At 41.5% G+C, this 22,653-nt stretch carries 21 protein-coding genes; 11 read left to right on the forward strand and 10 right to left on the reverse strand.

Going from position 1 to position 22,653, the window contains the following annotated elements; all coding sequences use genetic code 11:
• Positions 1-314: 314 nt before the first annotated feature.
• The 4 genes from WD019_RS13955 to WD019_RS13970 all read right to left on the reverse strand — a co-directional run bounded on the left by WD019_RS13955 (position 315) and on the right by WD019_RS13970 (position 4,452).
• Positions 315-1,799 carry an aldehyde dehydrogenase family protein gene (locus WD019_RS13955; protein ID WP_026677159.1) on the reverse strand — a complete coding sequence of 495 codons (1,485 nt, stop codon included), beginning with the start codon at positions 1,797-1,799 and terminating at the stop codon, positions 315-317.
• Positions 1,800-1,963: 164 nt separating this feature from the next.
• Positions 1,964-2,812, reverse strand: coding sequence for a Cof-type HAD-IIB family hydrolase (locus tag WD019_RS13960; RefSeq protein WP_026677160.1), 849 nt, complete (start codon positions 2,810-2,812; stop codon positions 1,964-1,966).
• Positions 2,813-2,921: 109 nt separating this feature from the next.
• Positions 2,922-3,278 (reverse strand): YlbF family regulator, encoded by a 357-nt coding sequence (locus WD019_RS13965; RefSeq protein ID WP_026677161.1) that lies wholly within the window; start codon positions 3,276-3,278, stop codon positions 2,922-2,924.
• Between the two features lie 37 nt (positions 3,279-3,315).
• On the reverse strand, positions 3,316-4,452 hold the full coding sequence (locus WD019_RS13970) for a DUF445 domain-containing protein (protein ID WP_425711892.1): 1,137 nt from the start codon (positions 4,450-4,452) through the stop codon (positions 3,316-3,318).
• 105 nt (positions 4,453-4,557) lie between these two features.
• On the opposite strand from WD019_RS13970, the gene WD019_RS13975 reads away from it, so the two are divergent.
• The 8 genes from WD019_RS13975 (at position 4,558) to WD019_RS14010 (ending at position 13,303) form a co-directional block, all read left to right on the forward strand.
• Complete coding sequence (locus tag WD019_RS13975; protein ID WP_425711893.1) at positions 4,558-5,940, forward strand: YheC/YheD family protein; 1,383 nt, start codon at positions 4,558-4,560, stop codon at positions 5,938-5,940.
• A gap of 20 nt (positions 5,941-5,960) precedes the next feature.
• Complete coding sequence (locus tag WD019_RS13980; RefSeq protein ID WP_425711894.1) at positions 5,961-7,049, forward strand: YheC/YheD family protein; 1,089 nt, start codon at positions 5,961-5,963, stop codon at positions 7,047-7,049.
• Positions 7,027-8,400: a YheC/YheD family protein gene (locus tag WD019_RS13985; RefSeq protein WP_425711895.1), complete on the forward strand. Its 1,374-nt coding sequence runs from the start codon at positions 7,027-7,029 to the stop codon at positions 8,398-8,400. Before WD019_RS13980 ends, WD019_RS13985 begins: the two co-directional genes overlap by 23 nt.
• Positions 8,397-9,572, forward strand: a complete 1,176-nt coding sequence (locus WD019_RS13990) for a YheC/YheD family protein (protein ID WP_425711896.1) — start codon at positions 8,397-8,399, stop codon at positions 9,570-9,572. Before WD019_RS13985 ends, WD019_RS13990 begins: the two co-directional genes overlap by 4 nt.
• A 41-nt stretch (positions 9,573-9,613) precedes the next feature.
• Entirely contained in the window at positions 9,614-10,504 is an 891-nt protein-coding gene (locus WD019_RS13995; protein WP_425711897.1) for a PucR family transcriptional regulator, read from the forward strand.
• 121 nt (positions 10,505-10,625) lie between these two features.
• Positions 10,626-11,723, forward strand: coding sequence for an ABC transporter ATP-binding protein (locus WD019_RS14000; protein ID WP_425711898.1), 1,098 nt, complete (start codon positions 10,626-10,628; stop codon positions 11,721-11,723).
• 166 nt (positions 11,724-11,889) lie between these two features.
• Positions 11,890-12,657, forward strand: a complete 768-nt coding sequence (locus WD019_RS14005) for a transporter substrate-binding domain-containing protein (RefSeq protein ID WP_425711925.1) — start codon at positions 11,890-11,892, stop codon at positions 12,655-12,657.
• Positions 12,650-13,303, forward strand: coding sequence for an amino acid ABC transporter permease (locus WD019_RS14010; protein WP_425711899.1), 654 nt, complete (start codon positions 12,650-12,652; stop codon positions 13,301-13,303). Before WD019_RS14005 ends, WD019_RS14010 begins: the two co-directional genes overlap by 8 nt.
• Positions 13,304-13,339: 36 nt before the next feature.
• Here WD019_RS14010 and WD019_RS14015 read toward each other — a convergent pair whose 3' ends face one another.
• Entirely contained in the window at positions 13,340-13,600 is a 261-nt protein-coding gene (locus WD019_RS14015; protein ID WP_026677170.1) for a hypothetical protein, read from the reverse strand.
• A gap of 67 nt (positions 13,601-13,667) precedes the next feature.
• Positions 13,668-13,865 (reverse strand): alpha/beta-type small acid-soluble spore protein, encoded by a 198-nt coding sequence (locus tag WD019_RS14020; protein ID WP_035350398.1) that lies wholly within the window; start codon positions 13,863-13,865, stop codon positions 13,668-13,670.
• A gap of 170 nt (positions 13,866-14,035) precedes the next feature.
• Between WD019_RS14020 and WD019_RS14025 the strand changes: the two genes are divergently transcribed.
• Positions 14,036-14,374: a hypothetical protein gene (locus WD019_RS14025; protein WP_425711900.1), complete on the forward strand. Its 339-nt coding sequence runs from the start codon at positions 14,036-14,038 to the stop codon at positions 14,372-14,374.
• A gap of 24 nt (positions 14,375-14,398) precedes the next feature.
• On the opposite strand, the gene WD019_RS14030 is transcribed toward WD019_RS14025, so the two are convergent.
• Both WD019_RS14030 and WD019_RS14035 read right to left on the reverse strand, forming a co-directional pair.
• The gene (locus WD019_RS14030; RefSeq protein WP_425711901.1) at positions 14,399-16,420 is read right to left on the reverse strand and encodes an ABC transporter ATP-binding protein; all 2,022 of its coding nucleotides are present in this window, start codon (positions 16,418-16,420) and stop codon (positions 14,399-14,401) included.
• A gap of 2 nt (positions 16,421-16,422) precedes the next feature.
• A complete protein-coding gene (locus tag WD019_RS14035; protein WP_425711902.1) occupies positions 16,423-18,177 on the reverse strand; it encodes an ABC transporter ATP-binding protein in 1,755 nt (584 codons plus the stop codon).
• A gap of 412 nt (positions 18,178-18,589) precedes the next feature.
• On the opposite strand from WD019_RS14035, the gene WD019_RS14040 reads away from it, so the two are divergent.
• The gene (locus tag WD019_RS14040; protein WP_425711903.1) at positions 18,590-19,018 is read left to right on the forward strand and encodes a MarR family winged helix-turn-helix transcriptional regulator; all 429 of its coding nucleotides are present in this window, start codon (positions 18,590-18,592) and stop codon (positions 19,016-19,018) included.
• 139 nt (positions 19,019-19,157) lie between these two features.
• Entirely contained in the window at positions 19,158-20,777 is a 1,620-nt protein-coding gene (locus tag WD019_RS14045; RefSeq protein ID WP_425711904.1) for an MFS transporter, read from the forward strand.
• Positions 20,778-20,936: 159 nt separating this feature from the next.
• On the opposite strand, the gene ribH is transcribed toward WD019_RS14045, so the two are convergent.
• A complete protein-coding gene (gene ribH, locus WD019_RS14050) occupies positions 20,937-21,404 on the reverse strand; it encodes a 6,7-dimethyl-8-ribityllumazine synthase (protein ID WP_026677177.1) in 468 nt (155 codons plus the stop codon).
• A 26-nt stretch (positions 21,405-21,430) separates the two neighbouring features.
• Positions 21,431-22,624, reverse strand: coding sequence for a bifunctional 3,4-dihydroxy-2-butanone-4-phosphate synthase/GTP cyclohydrolase II (locus tag WD019_RS14055; protein WP_425711905.1), 1,194 nt, complete (start codon positions 22,622-22,624; stop codon positions 21,431-21,433).
• Between the last annotated feature and the right edge of the window lie 29 nt (positions 22,625-22,653).

Here is a 22,653-nt window from a genome sequence, read left to right on the forward strand (position 1 = left end):
AGGGCGGCATGGACGTCTATTGCATTAATTTATCATGCAGGGAAAAACTTTCATATCAGTTTGCGCGAGTTTTTAGTATTTATTGGCTATTCTCGCTACTTTTGTACCATTTGCCTTAAAGCCGATAAAAATTTAACAGGGCTGGGTTGGTTATAAAAGCGGGTAAAAAAATAAAGCAAGCTTACTACACATTCAAAAAACACGAAGAAGCCCGGCTGTTGGATCAGACAGCCCGGGCTTCTTCTATTCCGTTCTTTTATTGTACCCCCTAAGGCACGCCTTCGGATCAAAAGGCTTGCACTATTGTTTATCTCCTATTTTAAGTTAATCCAGACACTCTTCACTTCAGTATAGTTATTCAGCGCATAAGATCCCATTTCACGGCCGATGCCGGATTGTTTGTAACCTCCAAATGGAGAAGCGGCATCAAATGCGTTGTAGCAGTTCACCCATACCGTACCGGCTTTTAAGCGGTTGGCGACATAGTGGGCATTTTTAATATTTTCCGTCCAGAGTCCTGCGGCCAGGCCATAATCGGATCGATTGGCGCGGTCAATCACTTCATCCAACTCTTCAAACGGCATTGCCGCAACGACTGGACCGAAAATTTCTTCTTTCGCGATCGTCATTTCGTCATTGACATCAGCGAAAATGGTTGGTTCAACGAAATAGCCTTTTTCAAACGGCACAGAACCGCCGGTTAGAAGTTCAGCCCCTTCGTCTTTTCCTTTTTCAATATAGCTTAAGACACGGTTATGCTGCTCTTCGGATACGAGAGGTCCCATATTCGTTTCAGGATCAAGGCCAGGACCTTGCTTAATGCTTTTTGCATGTGACACAAGATCAGCCACGACATTGTCGAACGCTTTTTTCTGGATAAATAGGCGGGATCCCGCACAACAAACTTGTCCCTGATTGAACATAATGCCGCTTAATGCCCCTGGAATGGCGCGGGACATATCTGCATCCGGCAAAATGATGTTCGGAGACTTGCCACCAAGTTCAAGGGTAACCCGTTTTAACGTTTTGGAGGCATTTTCCATAATGAGTTTGCCGACTTCTGTTGAACCGGTAAACGCAATTTTGTTCACATCCGGATGGTCAACTAATGCCGCTCCTGTTTCACCCGCACCCGTAACAACGTTAATGACGCCTTCCGGGAATCCTGCTTCCTGCGCCAATTGCGCCAGGTATAATGCCGAAAGAGGTGTTTGTTCGGCAGGTTTCAACACGACCGTACATCCTGTTGCAAGCGCCGCCCCAAGTTTCCACGCTGCCATAAGAAGCGGGAAGTTCCACGGAATGATTTGGCCAACAACGCCAACAGGCTCATGACGAGTATAGTTAAAGAAGTTTCCGGCGACCGGAATCGTTTGTCCGACAATCTTAGTTGCCCATCCTGCATAATAACGGAAATGGTCAATCGCAAGCGGAACGTCCGCATTTTTCGTTTCATTGATCGGTTTCCCGTTGTCGAGTGTGTCAAGCTGTGCAAGTTCATCTTTATGTTCTTCCATTAAATCAGCAAGCTTATAAATCAATTGCCCACGCTTTGATGCACTCATTTTTGACCAATAGCCAGTTTCAAATGCCTTGCGGGCAGCTTTAACCGCTCTGTCAATGTCTTCTTTGCCGCCCTCCGCAACGACAGCAAGAACTTCTCCAGTTGAAGGATTTAATGTTTCAAATGTTTTTCCCGATTGAGAAGCTACCCATTCACCATTAATGAAATGCTTCTTCGTGCCATTTAAAAATTCTGCAACTTTCGGTAACAAATTGAGACTAACTGTTTTTTCCATTTGAATCCTCCTTACAATATTGGTTCTTACATTACATACATTCGACCCCCTCCCTTGGAAACCCTTTCATTTCTACGGTATATTTACATTTGTAATCAAATTGAAAAATTTTCGATTTAATTCGACAAATTTAAGCAACATAAAAAGCTCCCAGGAAGGAGCTTTTACTGAAACATGCTAACACGCAGCTGTTTTCTGAAGACTTCTTTAATCATATAGGAGACGCCGAGTTGATCATTTGTCCGGGTGATCCACTTTGCACTCCTTTTTACTTCTTCCGGGCTATTTCCCATCGCCACCCCGAGTCCGGCAAGCTCAATCATTTCCTTATCGCTATATGAGTCACCAACAGCGACCATTTCTTGAGGTGCGATGCCCAGCTTGCTTCCTAATAGGATCAATCCGCTTGCTTTCGTTACTTTCGGAGGGGTGATTTCAAAATTGCAATAAGCTGATGAGGTGATTTCAAACTCCGGAAATTGTGTTTTCAAATGTTGATACGCCGATTTCCGTTCTTTTTCATCCAAAAATTGAACATCAATTTTCGGCGGTGCGACGGAATGCTTTAGAACGTGGTCACCTAAATCTTCTGTAAACGTTACTGGATAAAATAACGGATCCCCGGTCCCAAGCGTTAATTTCGCAACAAGTTGATTTTTTTGCTTCACCTGGTTGCCAACCGAATATCGCTCATGGACGAGACGGATGTGGCATTCATAATTTTCTAAGAGCTGAACGATTTCATACGTATCCTGCTCCGATATTCTCGATTCATACAGAGGTTTATCAATATCGGAAGCGATAAAACCACCGTTATGGCTAATTAAATAACTATTTAACTTAAGGGCTTTAGCGACCTTTTTCGTTGATGGAAAGTTCCGGCCCGCAGCAAGTGTCACATATACCCCTTTCTTCTTCACATATTCAATTGCGTCCTTGGTCTCCCTGTCAAGGCGAAAATTGCTTCTTAACAAGGTTCCATCGATGTCAAGGGCAAGCAGTTTGTAAACCAAGGCGATCCCCCTCTTCCCATATAAAGTAGTATTCCTTTATCACCATATGTTAAAAAGGGAGGAATTAGAACAAAAACTCCCCTGCTCTTTATAGAACAGAGGAGTTTGGTTATTCTTTATCGATCATCGGTCCGTAAAGCTCTTCAAGCGGTTTCGTAATGATCCGGTTTAAGTCCGCGATCATTAAGCTCATACGCTGTTCGGTTTCCATTAATTTTGTAATGACTTCATGTTGTTGAACGTTTTGGAACAGCTGTTGTGCCCTTTCGATTTCTTCCGGGCTTACTTGCTGTCCGGCAACTTGTTTTTGCTGCAAGTTCATTTGCAACTCGCGAAAATCATCAAATGCGCGTTTAGCATTTGGATCGTTGTCCACCTCATCATAGCAGGCTTTTAACGTCTGAAACTCACTGCTGTCGCGGAGTGCTTTTTCAAGATCGTACGCAAGATCATATAGATTCGGCATTGTAAAACTCCCTTAATTTTTATTTGCGATCATTCAATTACAAAAATATCACAATAACGCCCTGAACGAAACCGATAACCCCTCCGAGAAGGGCGCCAAGAAACGTAATCATCTTCAGCTCGCTATTTGCGATCGAGATGATGATTTCCTCTAACCGCTGAAGAGAGAATGCTTCTACCTGTTCCTCTATAATGCGCGCAAGTTGAAGTTTCTCAAAAATAACTTCTAAATGATTGTTAATCAATTGGGTGGCGAGCTCAATGGATTGCGGAACGAAGCGTTCGCTAATGCCTTCCCGGTAGTTTTTCGTTAGGTCTTTTAAAGGCGTATAGAACAACTCTTGTATGGGCAAGCGCGACAGAAGCGCATCTTTAATCGGTTCTGCGATTTTTTCAAGCTCAAGATGTTCATCCAAATTTTCCAGCTTCGTCTTTTTAATGGCCTGCCACTCTTTCAATAAAATTTGCTCAAGCATTTGTTTCGTTTCATCACGTCTTAACAGCTTGACGAATTCGGGGCGAATTTTGTCCACAAGCGTACTGCTTTCAAAAAACATCGAAACCATGTTCAAAAGCATGCCTTTATCCTTTAAAAAGGTGTTAATTCCGTCCTCCAACATCCGTTTTCCTTCATAGCTTTCCAGATAATCAATCCCTTTTTCAAAAAGCATGTTTGTCAGCTCTGGGAGTTTCGCTTCGATTTTCTCTTGTATTCTTTTAGGCAAAAATTCTTCCACCGATTGTTCTTTAACGGATGTAAGACAGGAAGAAAGTTCCTTCTCCAAATAAAGCCCCGCTTTTTCCTTAATGGTCTCTTCCGCATTTTGAATGTGAAATTTCGTTTGCAAAATATGCTGAATCGTGATGTCACTCGTTAAAAACCTGTCAATTTCTTTGCCGATCCAAGTCTTTAATTCATCTTTAAAAACAGGATCATTTACCTTGGACTGAACCCCTTCAGCAGTCAAAAGATGCTTCATCACCGTTTCTCCAAGCTGAACGGCAAGCTGTGACTTTCGTTTCGGAATAAGGCCCGGCGTAAACGGAACACGGAACTTCCCGATATAAAGGGTATTGTACGGCCTGAATAACATTTTAATGGCGATTAAATTCGTAACGCCGCCAATGACCGCACCGATGACAATCATAAAAATAATGGTTAACCAACTATTCATGTTCTTACCTCTATAAAAAGAATTGAGTTTTTCACATATTTTATATTGCTTTCATAGTATACGATATCCGCACTTGCCTAATCAAATGAACGAGATGAGCAGCTTATGAAAGGAACGGCCATGGATACGAAAGAATGTTTTACAATTCAAGTTATTCATCAACCTATTCACAAACGAGAGGTTTTGCTTCACCCTTCAACTATTGACCGATTAGAAGTAGACAAAAAAGAGAGCATCTTTATTTTATTTGGAAAAACAGAAGGGAAAGTTCAACTTATAGCCTCTGATTCTCTTGACGAGAACACCATTGGATTGAATGAGGCCTTATGGAAAGAACTGCGGATCCCTTTCCCACAATTACGTCTGCAAGTCGGTTGGATGAAGCAATCAAAGCAGCTTCGACTCGGGCCAATCCTTGCCGTTTTAACAACGGTCTACAAAGAAGGTGAAGCCATTTTCGGCAACCTTACCGATTATTGCAAAGAACTGGCCCTTTATTGTAAAAAACACTGCATCTTTCTTTATGTTTTTTCCCTTGAAGATATCGGTTCTGATTTTATTAACGGATATGTTAACGAGCATGAACAATGGGTTCAAAAGCCGTTGCCTTTTCCTGATGTCGTGCACAATAGAATACCAACAAGATCAGCGGAAAATGCGCAAAAAAGCTTGCTGTTTTTCCAGCGTTGCCGTGATGAATCCATCCCTTTTTTTAACGACCATTTTTTGAATAAATGGGAAGTTTACGAGAAGCTGTCGCCCTATGAAGAACTCAAACCTTATTTGCCAGAAACAGTCCTGCTTGAAGACAAGGCAACGCTTGAATTCCTTCTCGCCAAACATGAATGCCTGTTTTTAAAACCGATTCATGGCAGCCAGGGACGAAAGATTTTCAGAGTTAAAAAAACGAATGAATGGTATGAGCTTGATTATTCAACGTTAAATGGCGAACAGCGCCATCAATTCTCTTCCTACTCTTCACTCGTCCAAAACTTAAAAAATCGGATTCAAAAGCGAAATTTCATTATTCAACAAGGGCTGGAACTCTTAACCTATGATGGCCGCCCATTTGACTTCAGGATTCTTTGCCATCGCAATGATAAAGGAGAATGGCAGGTCACATCAGCTGTCGCAAGAGTATCAGAAAAAGAAAAGTTTATTTCAAATCTGGCACGAGGCGGCGAGCAAAAAAAAATAGATGAGGTGCTCGCGCGCTGTATGGATGTCACAAAAGCCCGGCAATTGCTACGCTTTATTTATGAATTAAGTATAGAAACGGTGACTCTGCTGAGCCGGGAAATGGATGGATTATACGGTGAACTTGGCGTTGACCTGGCACTTGACCAAAACATGGAACCATGGATATTGGAGGTTAATTCGAAGCCTTCGAAAAACATGGATTTGCCTTCCCGTCCCAACACCATCCGCCCTTCCGCCTCTACTATCGTTCAATACAGTTTATATCTCGCACGCTTTTCGCATCTTTAAAAACCCGAGGTGATACTAACGTGACACTTGGTATTATGATGTTTTATCCCGGCCAGGAAGAAACCTATTATAACGGAATCGGGAAATGTTCAGTTAACATGGGCATTTCTGTACTTCTGTTTACTCCTCAAGGCGCCGATTTATCTAATGGAACGGTAGATGGCTTTCGGTATTCAAAGGACAAAGGCTGGGTTCAGGGAACATCGCCTCTGCCGTCCTTTATCTATGACCGCTGTTTTTATCAAACTGAAAGTGATCTTCAGACGTTTCGGCCCATCGTTCAACAGCTTAAAAAGCGTCCCGGCATCACGTTCCTCGGGCACGGCCTTCCGGGAAAATGGGCGGTCTATCAACTGCTGTTTGCTCATTCTGCTTTTATCGATAAGCTCATTCCCACGATTTCTACGTCTCATCCAGCTTCCATCCTGCGATTTTTAAATGAGCATAAGGCTGTTTTGCTCAAGCCGGTTTCAGGGTCTTGCGGCCAGGGGATACACGTGATCGAAAAGAAAAAGGAAGATTTTATCCTTATAAAACAATACCGAAAACATACAAGCAAAAAAGCCATTTCCGAACATACACTCATAAAAGAATTATCTTCCATCTTACTTTCTAACCGTATGATTGCCCAGCCTTTTCTAAACCTTCAAACGCCAGCACATGAGCCGTTTGATGTTCGCATTCTTCTGCAAAAAAATGAAGAAGGCAGATGGGTTGAACGAGGGCGAGGAATCCGGTGCGGGAAACCCGGCGGAATTGTTTCAAACCTGGCCGCAAGAGGCTCTGTAATGGTCTATGAACTATTTATGAAGCGCTACACCGATCAGCAAAAAGCGGACATTGAGTGGCAATTGCAAGAGGCCGTCCGCTATTTACCCGGCCTGTTAGAAGAACGATTCGGCTCCCTTTTTGAGCTGGGTGTCGACTTTGGAATTGATCTACAAGGAAAGGTCTGGTTGCTTGAGGTGAACTCTAAACCGGGCCATAAAGTTATCGTAAAGACAAACCCTCAGGTCATGCCACAACTCTGGGAGGCTCCTTTGCGATTTTACCAGTATCTCAAAAAGAAAAAGGAAGTGGATCATCGTGTCACAACCATTACCCATTAAAAAAGAGAAACTAGAAAATGGAACCTTTTATGTCCCGGAATCCTATTTTAGGGAATGGGTGATTAAACGGGAATTTCCACAGTTTCTAGTTCTCGGTTGTAAAACAGTTGTATGCAAAATGGCGCCTCATCCAGATAAAAAGGAAGAATTTCTTCTATCAGAAGATCTATGGGATACGCTTTTGATCCCTCACGAAGGTCCAGTCCATTTATTTCAACAGGGAAATTTTCTTTATATCGGCCCGCTCATTGGCATTTTTACTGCCGGCTTTACGGATAATAAACTCCGTCCTGTCGGTGATAGATCAATGCTGTTTGCAAAATTGCTTTCAGTGGAACGAAAAGTAGGCGCTTATTATTTTATGTTTGGCCCTCATCATATCAATTGGGAAGAGTCGACGATCAATGGACTTTTTTATACTTCCAAAGGCTGGATCGAGCGAAAAGTGCCGATTCCTTCTGTCATTTATAACCGGCTGCCGAATCGAAAGACGGAAAATCTTGAAAGTTTAAAATCCGCCATGAATCGTTTTGAAAGAGATTTTCATATTCCTATTTTCAATCCGTCCTTTTTTAACAAATGGGAAATTCATCATAGTTTATTAACTGATCCAAAGGTCAGTCATTATTTGCCAGAAACATATCTTGATCCTGACTCCTCTCAAATCGAAGATATGCTCGCACGCCATTCAAACCTATATTTAAAGCCCGCGAAAGGAAGCCTCGGGCAAGGCATTCAACAAATTTTAAAACGGGGAGAGAGCTATTATTGCCGGTTCCGTTTAGCGGACCAAAACCGCCTGAGACGTTATTCGAGCTTGAACCGGCTTTTGCTCAGGCAGTACCCTTCAGGGAAGTTGAAGTCCATTCTCGTCCAACAAGGAATAAATTTATTGAAATGGAATGATAAAGCGATAGACTTCCGCATCCACACAAACAAAGACGAAAATGGAAAATGGGTCGTTAGTGCGATGGCGGCGAAGATTGCAGGTTCAGGAAGTGTGACGACCCATATTGCCAATGGAGGTGAAGTAAAAACCATTCAAGAAATTATTCATGAAATGGGAAAAACAAGTGAGATGTTAAATCGGTTAAAGGAGGCTGCTCTTGAAATTAGTGAAAGCATCGATCAGGTGATTTCGGGCATAATCGGCGAAATCGGCTTTGACCTTGGCATTGATACAGAAGGAAGGGTCTGGCTTTTTGAAGCCAATTCTAAACCAGGGCGCTCTATTTTCTCTCATCCGAGCTTGCGTTCGCATGATCTGCTTTCACGAACGCTTCCCCTTAAGTTCGCCATCTATCTTATGAAACAATCGATCGCAAGAAGAAAAGATGTGGTACGTTCGTGAACATTTTCTTTGATGAAAAAATGAGAACATTTGGGGCAAGCCGAGAAGGACTTTTATGGGGAGGCAACGAAAGACCGCTTCCCCTTTTTCTCCCCTCTTCTTCCGTACAACCATTTCTACTACGGACAAAAGAAAATAAAGTAGGACCAATCATCGGGTTATTAACGACAAAACGAACAGGCTATCCGTTTATCGGTAATCCAACCCGCTATCGCAAAATAAGCCGCTTGCTTCAAGAACAAGGTGGATTTCTGTATGTTTTTACACCTGAAGGCATGAAGAACGAAGAAATTCATGGTTTCTTTTATTCAATCGCACAAAAAAAATGGATCAAATCTCAATTTCCTTACCCGGACGTTGTCTATAACCGAATTCCAATCCGTGAAGATGAACAGTTAACGAGTAGTCAATATGCCCTTCAAGCAATTGCACAAAAAAATATTCCATTATTTAATCCCCACTTTTTTAATAAAAATGATGTGTTTCGAATTCTCTACCAAAACAAGAAATTGCGTGAATTTCTTCCTGATACGCGATCCGCAAACTCTGTCGAAACGATTTCCGAAATGCTAAAGGAGTACGATGCAGTTTATGTAAAACCGGTTGACGGGCATAAAGGTGACGATATTTTCACTGTTGAAAAGAAAAATAACGCCTTTCAATTCCAGTCTTCAATTAGACGTTTAACCTTTTCAAGCGAACATCTACTGTCGTCATATCTTTCCCCGCTTTTAAAAAAACAGCGCTATATTGCACAAAACAAAATCAACCTAAATAAGCAAAACAGCAGAATGTATGATTTCCGCGTGCTTATACAGCGTGTCTCGACCGAGTGGCTTATGACGGGATTCGGCATTCGCTGCGCTCCTGTCTCAGGCATTACAACTCATGTCCCTAAAGGCGGAAGCATTCTCTCAAAAGCTACTCTTGATAAGCCGATTGATGAAAAAAAACTTACCTCACTTTCTATGGAGGCTGCCAAAACGTTAGAACAAGCCTACCCCGCCCTTCGTGAATTTTCGATGGACATCGGCCGTGATGTAAACGGCAGTTTATGGATCTTTGAAGCGAATAGCAAGCCGATGAAATTTGATGAAAGAGACATTGATCAAAAGATGCTTTGCAATTTAGTTGCAACCTTCTTCTATTTGTCAAAATTCAATGAATATTAGATGTTATAATAGTTGTATCGATTGTAAAGGAGTTTGAAAGAATGCTAGAAAAACTGAAAAAGCATTACGGCTCTTCTTTCGTATTTTCTTCAAATGAACCGGAAAACTATCAATGGTTTATTCATAACGACGGCAAACGTTTTGGCATTCATAAATCGAAGCTTTCCAGGCAGGAGAAAGCATTGCTTGAAACGTTATTTATCGCCGATGCATCGATATCAACATTGACGCCAGAGCAGCTTCAATGGAAAGAAATTTTGTCTGGCTGTGTTTCCATTCGCCATAAAGTGGAACCATTTCGTTTCCTCCATTTTTTTTGCAAAACGCCTTTAAATGACCGGGATGCCTTTCTCGAAGCGATTTCCGGTCTATTTCCTTCCAATGTTGTCGTTTTATTTGAAACGAACAAAAACGGAGTCATTATCGAATCTTTTTATACATCCGAAGAAGAAATACCGTATGAACAAATTAAAGATGTCATTACAAGCGATTTTTACACCGATCTCGATCTTTTTTTCGGCAAATGGCAGGACAATTATTCATTAGCAGGCGAAACGTATAAAGTTGAACGGGATATGTTTCTTACCGTCCAGCCTTTTTTGCCTCCGCAGATGTTTTACAGGGAAGCCGATCTTCTTCCTTACTTGCTTTTAAGCACAGCGACGAAAGAGGTAAAGCGGTTTATTCGTGATTTACTTGATCCTACTTTAAAAGAAGACAGCGAGTTGCTTCATAGCATTAAAGTTTTCCTGGAGTGTAATATGAATAGTAGTCTTGCGGCGAAAAAATTGTACATTCATCGCAACAGCCTTCAATACCGTGTGGACAAATTCATAGAAAAAACCGGCATCGACGTCAAACAGTTTGTCAATGCGCTTGCAGTTTACCATGCGATTCTTTTTTTAGAAATTGAAAATACAACTAAACCTTAAGTTTTTTTGCACATTGCACAAAAGGCTGAAGAAAGTTTGGTCACGTTTCCAATTTACGAAAGCCATTTCAACCTATACACTAACAATATGAATGTTCAGAAAATTCAAGGAGGCGTGACAAATGGCGGAAATTAAATTGAAAAATATTGTTAAACGATATGATAATAAAGTAACCGCAGTTCATGATTTCAATCTTGATATTGAAGATAAGGAATTTATCGTATTCGTTGGACCGTCAGGCTGCGGGAAGTCGACCACATTGCGCATGATAGCAGGCCTTGAGGATATTACAGAAGGAGACCTTATCATTGGGGATCGTGTCGTTAACGATGTTGCCCCGAAAGACCGCGATATTGCAATGGTTTTCCAAAACTATGCCCTTTATCCGCATATGAACGTGTATGACAATATGGCATTCGGGTTAAAACTACGCAAATTTAAAAAAGATGAAATTGATCGCCGTGTAAAAGAAGCCGCCCGCATTCTTGGCCTTGAACAATATTTAGACCGCAAACCGAAGGCTCTCTCTGGCGGGCAGCGCCAACGCGTTGCTTTAGGCCGTGCGATCGTTCGTGATGCAAAGGTGTTCTTAATGGACGAGCCTTTGTCCAATCTCGATGCGAAACTTCGCGGACAAATGCGTACGGAAATTGCAAAGCTTCACCAACGATTACAAACGACAACCATTTACGTCACCCATGACCAAACCGAGGCAATGACGATGGCTACCCGCATCGTTGTTATGAAAGACGGGCGGATACAGCAAGTTGGAACGCCAAAAGAAGTATATGATACACCTGAAAACGTATTTGTCGCCGGATTTATCGGCAGCCCGGCGATGAACTTCTTGCACGGGAAACTGGTCGATGGATTCATCGTTATCGATCAAGTGAAAATTACCGTTCCTGAAGGAAAAATGAAAGTACTGCGTGACCAGGGCTATTTAAATAAGGAAGTCATTCTTGGCATTCGTCCGGAAGACGTTCATGATGAACCATTATTTATTGAATCGTCGCCAGGTACAAAAGTAAATGCGACGATCGACGTTGCCGAATTAATGGGGGCAGAAACATATCTTTATTCTACCCTGGGCGGACAAGAGTTTATCGCCCGCGTTGATTCTAGAAGTGACATTCAAAATGGCCAAAGCCTCACCCTCGCCTTTGACATGAATAAAGCCCATTTCTTTGATGTAGATACGGAAGAAAGGATTAAATAATGGTTTCAAAAAACTCGTCAAAAAATTGACGAGTTTTTTTGTATTGTTTATCTATTTGGGGAAAAATGTTTTTATGATTGACAATCTGGAATTCGCTGATTACAATTACTTAAGAATTCCGATAAGATTGATGGGATTTTATTCAAACTACAGGAGGTTAAACATCATTAAACGTATATTCTCTTTTCTTTTCGTATCCGTTCTCATTGTTGGAATATTATCCGCGTGTGGAACGGACACAAATAAAGGCGGTTCAGCTAAAGAATTAACGATTGGAACTGAAGCTACATATCCCCCATTCTCGTATCGAGACAAAAAAACAAATGATATTGTCGGGTATGATGTCGATGTGGCGAAAGAAGTTGCTAAACGGCTTCATATGAAAGCAAAATTTGTTCCGACACCATGGGCTAACATGTTTTCTTCATTAGACAGCAAACGTTTTGACATGGTAGCCAACCAGGTATCAATTGATGAAAAACGAAAGCAAAAGTACGACTTTTCTACTCCTTATACCGTTTCTGGCGGAAGGGTGATTGTCAATCAAAACAATAACGACATTAAAAGCTTTAATGATTTAAAAGGAAAAACGGTTGGAACGACTCAAGGAAGCAATTATGCTCAGGCTGCAGAGAAGGCCGGCGCCAACGTTAAATATTACAAAGGAATTGCGCAGGTGCTATCCGACCTTAATGTGAACCGCATTGATGCGGCAATGAATGATAAACTGTTCATTTTATCTGAATTAAAGAAAACCGATTATAAAGTAAAAGCAGTTGGAAAGCCGTTCAACAAACAAGTGATGGGATTTGCCTTTCGAAAAGGAAATGAGCAATTGGTGAAGAAAGTGAACAAGGCACTTGCCGACATGAAAAAAGACGGCACGCTTGCGAAAATTTCCAAAAAATATTTTGGAGCAGACGTAAGTGAATAATACGTGGACAGAAATGACTGGTTCCCTCCCGTTCTTGCTGGAGGGAGCCAAACTTACGATTATTTTAAGCCTTGTTTCCATTTTCGGTTCCCTTCTTTTTGGGCTTGTTATTGCCTTATTCCGCATGTCCAAAAGCAAAATACTTTCCGGTATCGCTAAACTTTATATTTCTTTTTTTCGGGGAACACCGCTCCTTATTCAACTGCTAATTTTTTATAATGGCTTTACATTTATTGTTCGTTTGGAAGGATGGCAGGCGGCTTTAATCGGACTTATTTTACATTTTAGCGCTTATATTGCAGAATCGTATCGTGGGGCTATCCAATCGATATCAAAAGGGCAATGGGAAGCTTCCTATTCTCTCGGCATGAATTATGTCCAAACGTTAAAAGAAATTATATTGCCACAGGCCTGGCGGGTTGCGATTCCGTCCATTTGGAATTCATTAATCGATATTGTAAAATCATCTTCACTTGCTTCAGCCATTACCGTACCAGAATTGACGTTAGTGGCCGATCAGCGCAGTGCATCTAGCTTAATTGTATTGCCTATTTTACTGGAAGCTGCACTCATTTATTGGGCACTTACAACTTTACTCGACTGGACGCGATATTGGCTAGAACGAAAGCTTCAATTAAAAAAATAAAAGCTCCATTTCTATGTTTCATGAAATGGAGCTTTCCTATGTTAACTGCTGTGGCCATTCTGAAATAAAGTTGACGAGTTCTTGTCTGCAGGTAGAGCAATAATAAAGGTGAGGGCACTGATGATTTTCGTGATCTGCCGGAAATCCGTTCTCTAACTTTAAACCATCAATATCAATATAGGGACTGTAGTCATCGTAATAATCGCTTAGTTTTCCCTGATCTTCGGCTTCATTACCGCAATCGGGACAATAAAAGGGAATAGTATGTAATTGGTTGCATACGGGACATAGGCTCATTTGTATACCACCTCTTTTACCTTTAAAGGGATGGATTTCTCCACCCCTTACAGCCATGAATATAGAGTTATCGAGCTGCTCCACCACCAAGTTGTTGTTGAGCCATAGCTACAAGACGTTTTGTGATTTCTCCTCCAACAGATCCGTTAGCGCGAGAAGTCGTGTCAGCACCTAATTGAACACCAAATTCACTTGCGATTTCGTTTTTCATTTGATCAAGAGCTTGTTCTACTCCAGGTACTAAAAGTTGGTTGTTGTTTGGCATGTTGTTCACCTCCTCTTGAAACATATTTTGCATCATTTAAGCAACTATATACGCGTACTTTTTACCAATTTTTGATAAGAACAAGTCATGTTTAATAAAAGCAAAGAAAATTCAATGGATTTGCGTTTATTCTTTAGTTTTAAGGGAAAATTGGTAGAGAGGTGATCGCAATGAGTCAAACGGAAATCATTGAATTAAAGGATCAACTAAATGAGTGGGCAGGAAGCCAAATTTCGATTCAAAAAGAGGAAAATGGAGATTTGGATCAAATCAACATTCAACTTGATAAAGCTACATTTGAACAGCGTGATGCGCAAGATGATTATTTAGGAGATCATATTCTTCTCATACACGGCAAGGCATACAGCATGGAAAGCGAAAAGCCGGTTAAGTTGCCAACGGTTTTATACGAAATTCCAATTGACGGCATTGAAGGCATTCAACTTGATTCAGACTTAGTGACTTTTAAAACGCAGCGAGGAACATATGCCATTAATAAAATGGGCTGATGAAATCATCAGCCCATTTGCAATTTAACCAACAGCTTTTTTTGTTTTTCCTTGTTGAAGTTGGTACATTTGATAATATCGTCCTTCTTTTTCCATTAACGTATCATGGTTGCCTTGTTCAACAATTTCTCCATGGTCAAGGACAAGAATTTGATCGGCATTTTTTATCGTTGACAGACGATGGGCAATGATGAAAGTTGTTCGTCCGCGTTTTACCACATTGAGGGCTTCTTGAATGATCGCTTCGGTCTCCGTATCAATGTTCGCGGTTGCTTCGTCAAGAATAAGGATTGCCGGATCAAACGCCAGCGCCCTTGCAAAGGAAATGAGCTGCCTCTGTCCGGAAGACAAGGTGCTGCCTTTTTCAATGACCGCCTCATCCAATCCGTTAGGCAAGCTATTAATAAAGTCCCATGCCCCTACATCTTTGAGTGCTTTCTCTGCTCTTTCTCTTGAAATAGATGGGTCGTCAAGGCTGACATTAGAGTAGATCGTTCCTGTAAATAAAAACGGATCCTGAAGGACGATGCCCATATGCTGGCGAAGCGTTTGTTTGGACATTTTCATTATATCAACACCATCAATCAATATTCTCCCTTCTTTCACATCGTAAAAACGGAAAAGGAGATTCATTATCGAGCTTTTTCCAGATCCGGTATGACCGACTAACGCCACTGTTTCCCCTTGCTTTGCTTCAATTGAAATATTTTTTAGCACGTTTTCTCCTTCGTCGTAGCTAAAAGAAACATTCTCGAAAACAACATTTCCTCTGTACCTTTGAATGGGCTCTTTCGCAACATCCACTCCCGGTTCATCTAAAAGGACGAATACCCGCTCCGCTGATACGAGTGATTGTTCAAGTTGAGCCAATTGGTTAGCAATCCCGCTAATCGGTTGAAAAAGCCGGTTTAAATAATCGACGAATGCATATAAAACACCGAGAGAAATGGCTGTGCCCGCGCCAAGCGATGCGCCGCCAAAATACCAGATAACAGCAACAAACGAAAGATTTCGCAGGACATTGACTAGATTATGATTTGTTAAAGAATTAAGGCTTAACATTTTGTTCTGGTATGTGCAATATTCGTTGTTAAGCTTCTCAAACTCTTCTGTCGTTTCCTTTTGCCGTCTGAATGCCTGAATGATCGTCATCCCTTGAATCGATTCATTGATCATACCGTTTATGTCACTTAAACGTGAACGAATCATATGATTATATTTGGAAGCGAATTTCCGGTACACTTTCACCCAGATGATTAAAATTGGAATGATGACAAGGCAGACAGTTGCCAATCGGACATCCAATATAAATAACGCAATCAAAATACCTGCAATCGTAATCATTCCTGTAAAAAAATTCGCCAAAACATTAACGAATAATTCTTTGATCGCTTCTGTATCGTTTGTCACTCGTGAAACGATTTTTCCCGCAGGCTGATTGTCGAAATACGTAATCGGCACACGCTGAATTTGCCTGAACACATCCTGGCGAATTTTTTTAATGACCAAATTTGCGGAAACTTGCAGCATGTAACGTTGTCCGTATTGAAAGAAACAGGCTAGAACGAGCAATCCAAAGTAAATGCCTAAAAGTTTTAGCACACCGAAAATTTCCGGTGCATAAAAAGCGAACAATTCTTTACGTGAAAGTTTACTTGCATTATACGTTTCGGACTTGCCTTTATTTGTAATAACAACGTTTCCATCTTTTACTTTTCGTTCTCCATCAAAAGAAATTGGTCCTGCAATAAAGTAATAGTCACGATTAATTTGCAAGATGCGCGCTTCGCTTCCACGCTTCTCCCCGGCTGCAAAATGGTCTTTCCTTTTATACCATTTATTTTGATATTCGACAGTGTCGCCCCCATGATTCATTGTTTCAAACCACGTTTTTTCAATTCCGAGAATGTTGGAATCAATCATTCGTTTTGCGACAAATGGGCCGGCCAAATCGGCGGCGACTGCAAGAGCGAGCATCAATAGCCCGATAAAAATGTTTTTCTTAAAAAGAAGCGCATATTGAAATAATCGTTTTCCTACACTCATTTTCACACCGCCGTTTCGTTTAAATTTCCTTCAATTTGCTGACGGTCATATTGTTCTTTATACCAGCCGTCTTTTTTGAGCAATTGCTCATGGGTTCCTTCTTCAATAATTCGACCTTCATCGAGGACAATGATCCAATCAGCATGTTCTACCGCAGATAGTCGGTGAGTGGTGATGAATGTCGTTTTTCCTGCACGCTCTGTGCGGATATTGTTAATAATGGCCGCTTCGGTTTTCGCATCTACAGCAGATAAAGCATCATCCAAAAGTAAAATTTCAGGATCGATAAACAAAGCACGGGCGATCGAAACACGCTGCTTTTGCCCGCCGGAAAGTGCGACTCCTTTTTCGCCGACAAGCGTATTCAGCCCTTCCGGAAGCGTGTGAACATCTTTGCTAAAAGAAGCCATCTCAAGAACGTGATTGAGCGCCTCAATAGATCCTTCACTTTTACCAAATAAAATATTTTCGCGAAGCGTTTTTGAAAACAAAATGGTATCTTGCGGAACGTAGCCGATCCAACCTTGAATATCTTCTATCGCAATGGAGTCAAGCGATACGCCTGAAATTGTGATTTCACCTTTGCCTAACGGGTACTCCCTCAGAAGTTGTTTTATAAAGGTTGTTTTTCCGCTCCCCGTCCGGCCGACGATGCCAAGTGTTTCTCCGCGTTTCACCGTAACCGACACATCGCTTAAATTGTCCGTTTTTGATGATGGATAACGGAAATGGACGTGATCAAAGCAAATCGTTTCCGGTACTTCAACCGAAATGAGCTCTTCGCCATTTTTTACATCCGGCTCGTAGGAAAGTGTCTCGTTCACGCGGTCAAGGGAAGCGTTTCCTCTTTGCATCACATTGATCAGTTCGCCAACCGCAATCATTGGCCAAATCAGCATTCCAAGATAAACGTTAAATGATACAAGTTCTCCTAGCGTAATCGTTTTATGAAAGACAAGATAGGCACCATAACCGAGACCGATAATGTAACTGATCCCGACAAGAATTTTAATGGTCGGCTCAAATAGAGCATCGATTTTCGATACCGCAATATTTTTTTCATAAACATCTTCAGTCAGCGCATCGAACCGTTTTACGTCCGCTTCTTCCTGTACATATGCCCTGATGACACGAACGCCGGAAATACTTTCTAACACCTGGTCATTTAAATGGCCAAATGCATCCTGGGCAATTGTAAACCGTTGATGCACCTTTTTCCCATACTTTTGGATAACTAAAGCGATCACTGGAAGTGGCAGAATGGCGGCCGCCGTCAGTTTCCAGCTAATAAGAAATCCCATGGTCACTAGAATCGTTAACATATACATGCTTGAGTCAACGAGTGTCAAAATGCCAAACCCTGCTGTAACTGATACGGCTTTTAAATCATTCGTAGCCCTTGCCATTAAGTCCCCGGTACGATTTTTTTCAAAAAACGTTGGTGTCATTTTGATTAAGTGGCGCATAAACCTGGAACGCAAGATTCGCTCGACGACAAATGCCCCGCCAAACAACTGATAAGACCAAATATACGTAAGCACATAATTACTAATAAGAACGGTAAGAAAAACAGCTAGCGTTTGCATAAGCTTCTCTGCTGTCAGACGCCCTAGATTTATATCATCAATCGCAATCCCGATAAGCTTTGGCGGAATCACTTCAAGGACATTAACGATAAGCAATAAAAGAATGGCGATCGTATATCGCTTCCAATATTGTTTAAAAAACCAACCTAACTTAACCAAAACTGTAAACATATTCCCTCTCCTCCCGGTATGAAAAAAATAAAAAAGCATACCACTCGCCGGGCATGCTTTTAAAAAACACAAAAAAAGCGCGGTCACGAATGGAAAAAAGTGACCTGCGCAAGTTACTATGTAAAAAAAGGCGTAAAAATCCCTCTAAACCGACGAATGGCAAGTCACAGTATGAAGTTGAAAATGAACGGTCATATCCATATTGGACAAATATGCTAATAATACCATGACTACCATCCTTTCCATAAATTTGTAGTATATCAGTAGTGCTAATACTACCACTGTTCTAACAATTGTGTCAATAGGTCAATTTTCTTTTTTTAACATTAACCTCTAATATACTTGGTTAAGGTTCATGAATACGGTATATTAATCATTATGGCAACATTACATCTAAAATGGAGGTGTGCAAATGAAAGAGGAGTCACTCCATATCATTGAGCACGAAATTGCATTGTTAGTAAGGCTTACAACTGCGTATAGCCCCCGGCTTGGGGAATTGGATCGTTCTGAATACCTTCTTTTAAGTGAACTAAACAACCATAGCCCTTTAGCCATTAATGTCCTTGCCGATAAATTAATGCTTAATCTTTCTACTGCAAGCAGACAAGTCGCCAGCCTTGAAGCTAAACAGTTTATCCATCGATTCCCCGATCCACAAAATGGGCGCATCAGTCTTGTTGAGATAACTGCAGAAGGACAGGCCATTTTGCGTAAAGTCCAAAAAGCGCGCTACGCCGTATATAAAGAAGTCCTTCAAGACTGGTCAAATGAAGAATTAGAGATTTTGGAAGCTAATTTGATTCGTTTAAATCAGGATTTTAAAAAATGGAGCAGATAAACAAGGGTTGTTGCCATTAATTGATCGGCAGCAATCTCATTTTTTATTGCTTTATTTACAAAAAGTTGTATAATGTTCTTTATTGCATCCAACAACTTGTATTATGCAAGTTGTTGGATGCAATAAAGGAGGTTTTCAAATGAGCGCTCAAACGCTATCTAATCAAAGCAAAAAAAGTATTCCTAAATACTTTATCATTTCGATTTTAACGATTTTTTCTATCGGGCCTCAATACTTTTTAAATTTAACGTATACGGTTAATCAAATGATCATTCAAAATAGGTTTCAGTTAAGCACGAATGATATGTTGATTCCTTCGGGTCTTTCTAATCTTGCATTCGCCCTTGGTGTTCCGCTTGGAAGAGCCCTGTCGCGAAAATATGGCGTTAGGAAAACGTATCTTCCGCTCGTCTTTATTTTTATGTGTGGAACGATTATCGACTGTCTATCTTCAGGATTAATGCCGCTCATTTTCGGCAGGACGATTCAAGGATTGGCCGCAGGGATGTTGTTTTTAACTATTCTTCCTGTAAAATTAGTTTCATTCCCAAACCGGGTGCGGCATTTATTTTTATTTTTCGTCATTACCGGTTTATTCGGGGCTTCCGCCGTCGGTGCATTTTTTGGAACGCTATCATTAAGCACGGACGATTGGCGCTGGCCGTACATGATTAATATTTTTGCTTCGGTTCTTTGTTTGATTGTCGGATCTATTATTTTGCCGAAACAAAAGCCGGACGAAAAACAACAGGAGAGTGCCATTGACAAAACGGGAGTATTTTTATTAGTTCTTCTCACAGTTGTTCTTGCCTTTCCGGTCGTCAATTTACAAAACAAAGGCTTTGATTCTATATTCGTCTGGCCGTTCTTCCTGGCAGCTACGATTGTGATGGTATTATTTATTTATAACGACTGGCAGGCGAAAAATCCGTTAGTCCCATTTCGCGCGTTAAAAAGCCCAAAAACGCTTTCGGGTACGATCATGGCTGTCGCTGGCCACGTTTCTCTAGTTGTAACGCTCGCCGGAATCAACGGATTTTTACGCAGCATTAAAAACATTACTTTCCATGATTTTTCATACTTTTATTTCTGTTTCTTTTTAGGAGTTGTTGTTTCCGCGATTCTTTGTACTTTTTTATACGATGTCATCGGGCCCGGGGTGCTTGGTATGATCGGGTCACTGCTTATTATATTTGTAAGCATGAAATGGAGACATGTTGAGCCGGAAGCTTCTTTAATGTGGCTCAATGTGCAAATGGCCGGTTTAGGGATAGGAATTAGTATGACCCTTGTCTCAGGGGCGCTCGGAACGGCGCTTGCAGGTGATCTTCATCACGCCTCTCACCGCTCCGTTTCTCTTCACGGGATTCGCAACTATGTCGGGGCAATCGGCGCATCCATTCTCGGCTGGTTTATCTACAGAGAAAACGCCATCCATTACGAACTAATTAGAGGTCATGTAAGTAAGGCAGACCTTGAAGTGAACCTGGAGCTCTCGAACTTGGTTCATCATTTCTTGAACAGCGGGCATACGTTAACGGAGGCAAAAGGTCTTGCGCTTTATACCGTTATCGCTAACGCAAAAAAATCGGCTGTTCTCGGTGCTTATCATGAAATCTTTACAATATTGCTTATATTGGGGATGATTATGTTGCTAGCTTCTATCGTTAAAACGGCAGCAGGAGAACACCGGAAACTTGTGAAAAAAGAAACACCACTTGGCTTACCTGCTCCGATTGAAGAAAAGAAAATGAGCTAAAAAGATTGCCTGCCTGATTTGGCGGATAGAGTGCCTGATTTGGCGGATAGAGTGCCTGATTTGGCGGATAGAGTGCCTGATTTGGCGGATAGAGTGCCTGATTTGGCGGATAGATAGACGTAAAAAGAGTGATCGATGAATCGATCACTCTTTTTTGTCTTATTGGAATTGACGGCTTAAGTTCGCCATTTCGATCGCGGCTGCAGCTGCTTCCCATCCTTTGTTACCGGCTTTTGTTCCGGCTCGTTCAATTGCTTGTTCGATTGATTCTGTCGTAAGGACGCCGAACATGACTGGAATACCTGTATTTAACGAAATCGATGCTATGCCTTTGGCCGCTTCGTTGCATACATAATCAAAATGCGGAGTAGACCCGCGGATGACAGTGCCGAGTGCGATAACCGCATCATATTTCTTAGATTCCGCCATTTTCTTAGCAATAAGAGGAATTTCAAAAGCTCCCGGTACCCAGGCTACATCAACATCTTCTTCAGCTACTCCATGTCGTTTCAATGCATCTTCTGCTCCGCTTAATAGTTTTCCGGTAATAAACTCGTTAAACCGTCCAACGACAATGCCAATTTTCAACCCTGTTCCAACTAAATTTCCTTCAAATACGTTTTTCATCTTATTTCCCTCCATTATACTTTCGATTAAAAGTGCAACATATGTCCAAGTTTGCTTTTTTTCGTTTTTAAGTAATTTTCATTTTCTTTCTTCGTTGGCATTTGTATTGGAACACGTTCAACGACTTCCAAATCATATCCGCTTAAACCCGTTATTTTTCGAGGGTTGTTTGTTAGTAAGCGCATTTTTTTAATGCCCAGCTCTTTTAAAATTTGCGCCCCGATGCCATAATCTCTTAAATCAGGCGCAAAGCCAAGCTGTTCGTTTGCTTCGACCGTATCATAGCCTTGCTCTTGCAGCTTGTACGCCTTCATTTTATTGAGGAGGCCAATCCCCCTTCCTTCCTGGCGCATATAAAGAAGAACCCCATTTCCTTCTTTTTCAATTTGCGAGAGTGCAGCGTGGAGCTGAGGCCCGCAATCGCAACGATTCGAACCAAATACGTCTCCTGTCAAACATTCTGAATGAACTCGAACGAGGATCGGTTTTTCCGGATCGATTTCACCCTTTACAAGAGCGACATGCTCTTTTTGATCAAGACTATTTGAAAAACCAACCGCCCGAAACTCTCCGAATTCTGTTGGCAATGTAATTTCCACTTCTTTTTTTACCAATTTTTCGCGATGGCGCCGATATTCGATCAAATCTTTAATTGTAATGAGCTTTAATCCGTACTCTTTTGCTAATTTTTCCAGTTCAGGGACACGGGCCATCGTTCCGTCCTCTTTCATAATTTCACAAATGACTCCTGCCGGTTTCGCCCCTGCAAGAAGTGCCAGATCAACTGCCGCTTCAGTATGGCCAGCCCTGCGAAGCACTCCTCCGTCTTTAGCAATAAGCGGGAAAATATGTCCCGGCCGTTTAAAATCGCTTCCTTTCGAACGTTCATCAACAATTGCCTTTACCGTCTTTGCCCGTTCATGAGCGGAAATTCCAGTTGTTGTCGTGATATGATCAATACTAATGGTAAATGCCGTTCCAAGTGTATCAGTGTTTTGCGCAACCATTGGCGTAAGATCAAGCTTCCCGGCGATTTCTGCTGACACCGGGCTACAAACAAGCCCCCGCCCATGGGTCACCATAAAATTGATGACTTCAGGTGTCGCTTTTTCAGCAATCGCTACGAAATCCCCTTCATTTTCCCGATCCTCATCATCGACAACAATGACCATTTTTCCGGCTTTTAAATCGGCTATTGCTTCTTCAATTGTGTTAAACATCAACAATCCCTCCTGTCTTATCTAGTAGT

This window comes from Fictibacillus sp. Mic-4 (genome assembly GCF_049843615.1).
Taxonomy (GTDB): Bacteria; Bacillota; Bacilli; order Bacillales; family Fictibacillaceae; genus Fictibacillus_A; species Fictibacillus_A gelatini.

Coding starts and splice junctions, on each gene's coding strand:
- WD019_RS13955 (WP_026677159.1), bottom strand. CDS start 1,799: ATGGAAAAAACAGTTAGTCTCAATTTGTTACCGAAAGTTGCAGAATTT.
- WD019_RS13965 (WP_026677161.1), bottom strand. CDS start 3,278: ATGCCGAATCTATATGATCTTGCGTACGATCTTGAAAAAGCACTCCGC.
- WD019_RS13970 (WP_425711892.1), bottom strand. CDS start 4,452: ATGAATAGTTGGTTAACCATTATTTTTATGATTGTCATCGGTGCGGTC.
- WD019_RS13975 (WP_425711893.1), top strand. CDS start 4,558: ATGAAAGGAACGGCCATGGATACGAAAGAATGTTTTACAATTCAAGTT.
- WD019_RS13995 (WP_425711897.1), top strand. CDS start 9,614: ATGCTAGAAAAACTGAAAAAGCATTACGGCTCTTCTTTCGTATTTTCT.
- WD019_RS14000 (WP_425711898.1), top strand. CDS start 10,626: ATGGCGGAAATTAAATTGAAAAATATTGTTAAACGATATGATAATAAA.
- WD019_RS14015 (WP_026677170.1), bottom strand. CDS start 13,600: ATGAGCCTATGTCCCGTATGCAACCAATTACATACTATTCCCTTTTAT.
- WD019_RS14020 (WP_035350398.1), bottom strand. CDS start 13,865: ATGCCAAACAACAACCAACTTTTAGTACCTGGAGTAGAACAAGCTCTT.
- WD019_RS14025 (WP_425711900.1), top strand. CDS start 14,036: ATGAGTCAAACGGAAATCATTGAATTAAAGGATCAACTAAATGAGTGG.
- WD019_RS14030 (WP_425711901.1), bottom strand. CDS start 16,420: ATGAGTGTAGGAAAACGATTATTTCAATATGCGCTTCTTTTTAAGAAA.
- WD019_RS14035 (WP_425711902.1), bottom strand. CDS start 18,177: ATGTTTACAGTTTTGGTTAAGTTAGGTTGGTTTTTTAAACAATATTGG.
- WD019_RS14040 (WP_425711903.1), top strand. CDS start 18,590: ATGAAAGAGGAGTCACTCCATATCATTGAGCACGAAATTGCATTGTTA.
- WD019_RS14045 (WP_425711904.1), top strand. CDS start 19,158: ATGAGCGCTCAAACGCTATCTAATCAAAGCAAAAAAAGTATTCCTAAA.
- ribH (WP_026677177.1), bottom strand. CDS start 21,404: ATGAAAAACGTATTTGAAGGAAATTTAGTTGGAACAGGGTTGAAAATT.
- WD019_RS14055 (WP_425711905.1), bottom strand. CDS start 22,624: ATGTTTAACACAATTGAAGAAGCAATAGCCGATTTAAAAGCCGGAAAA.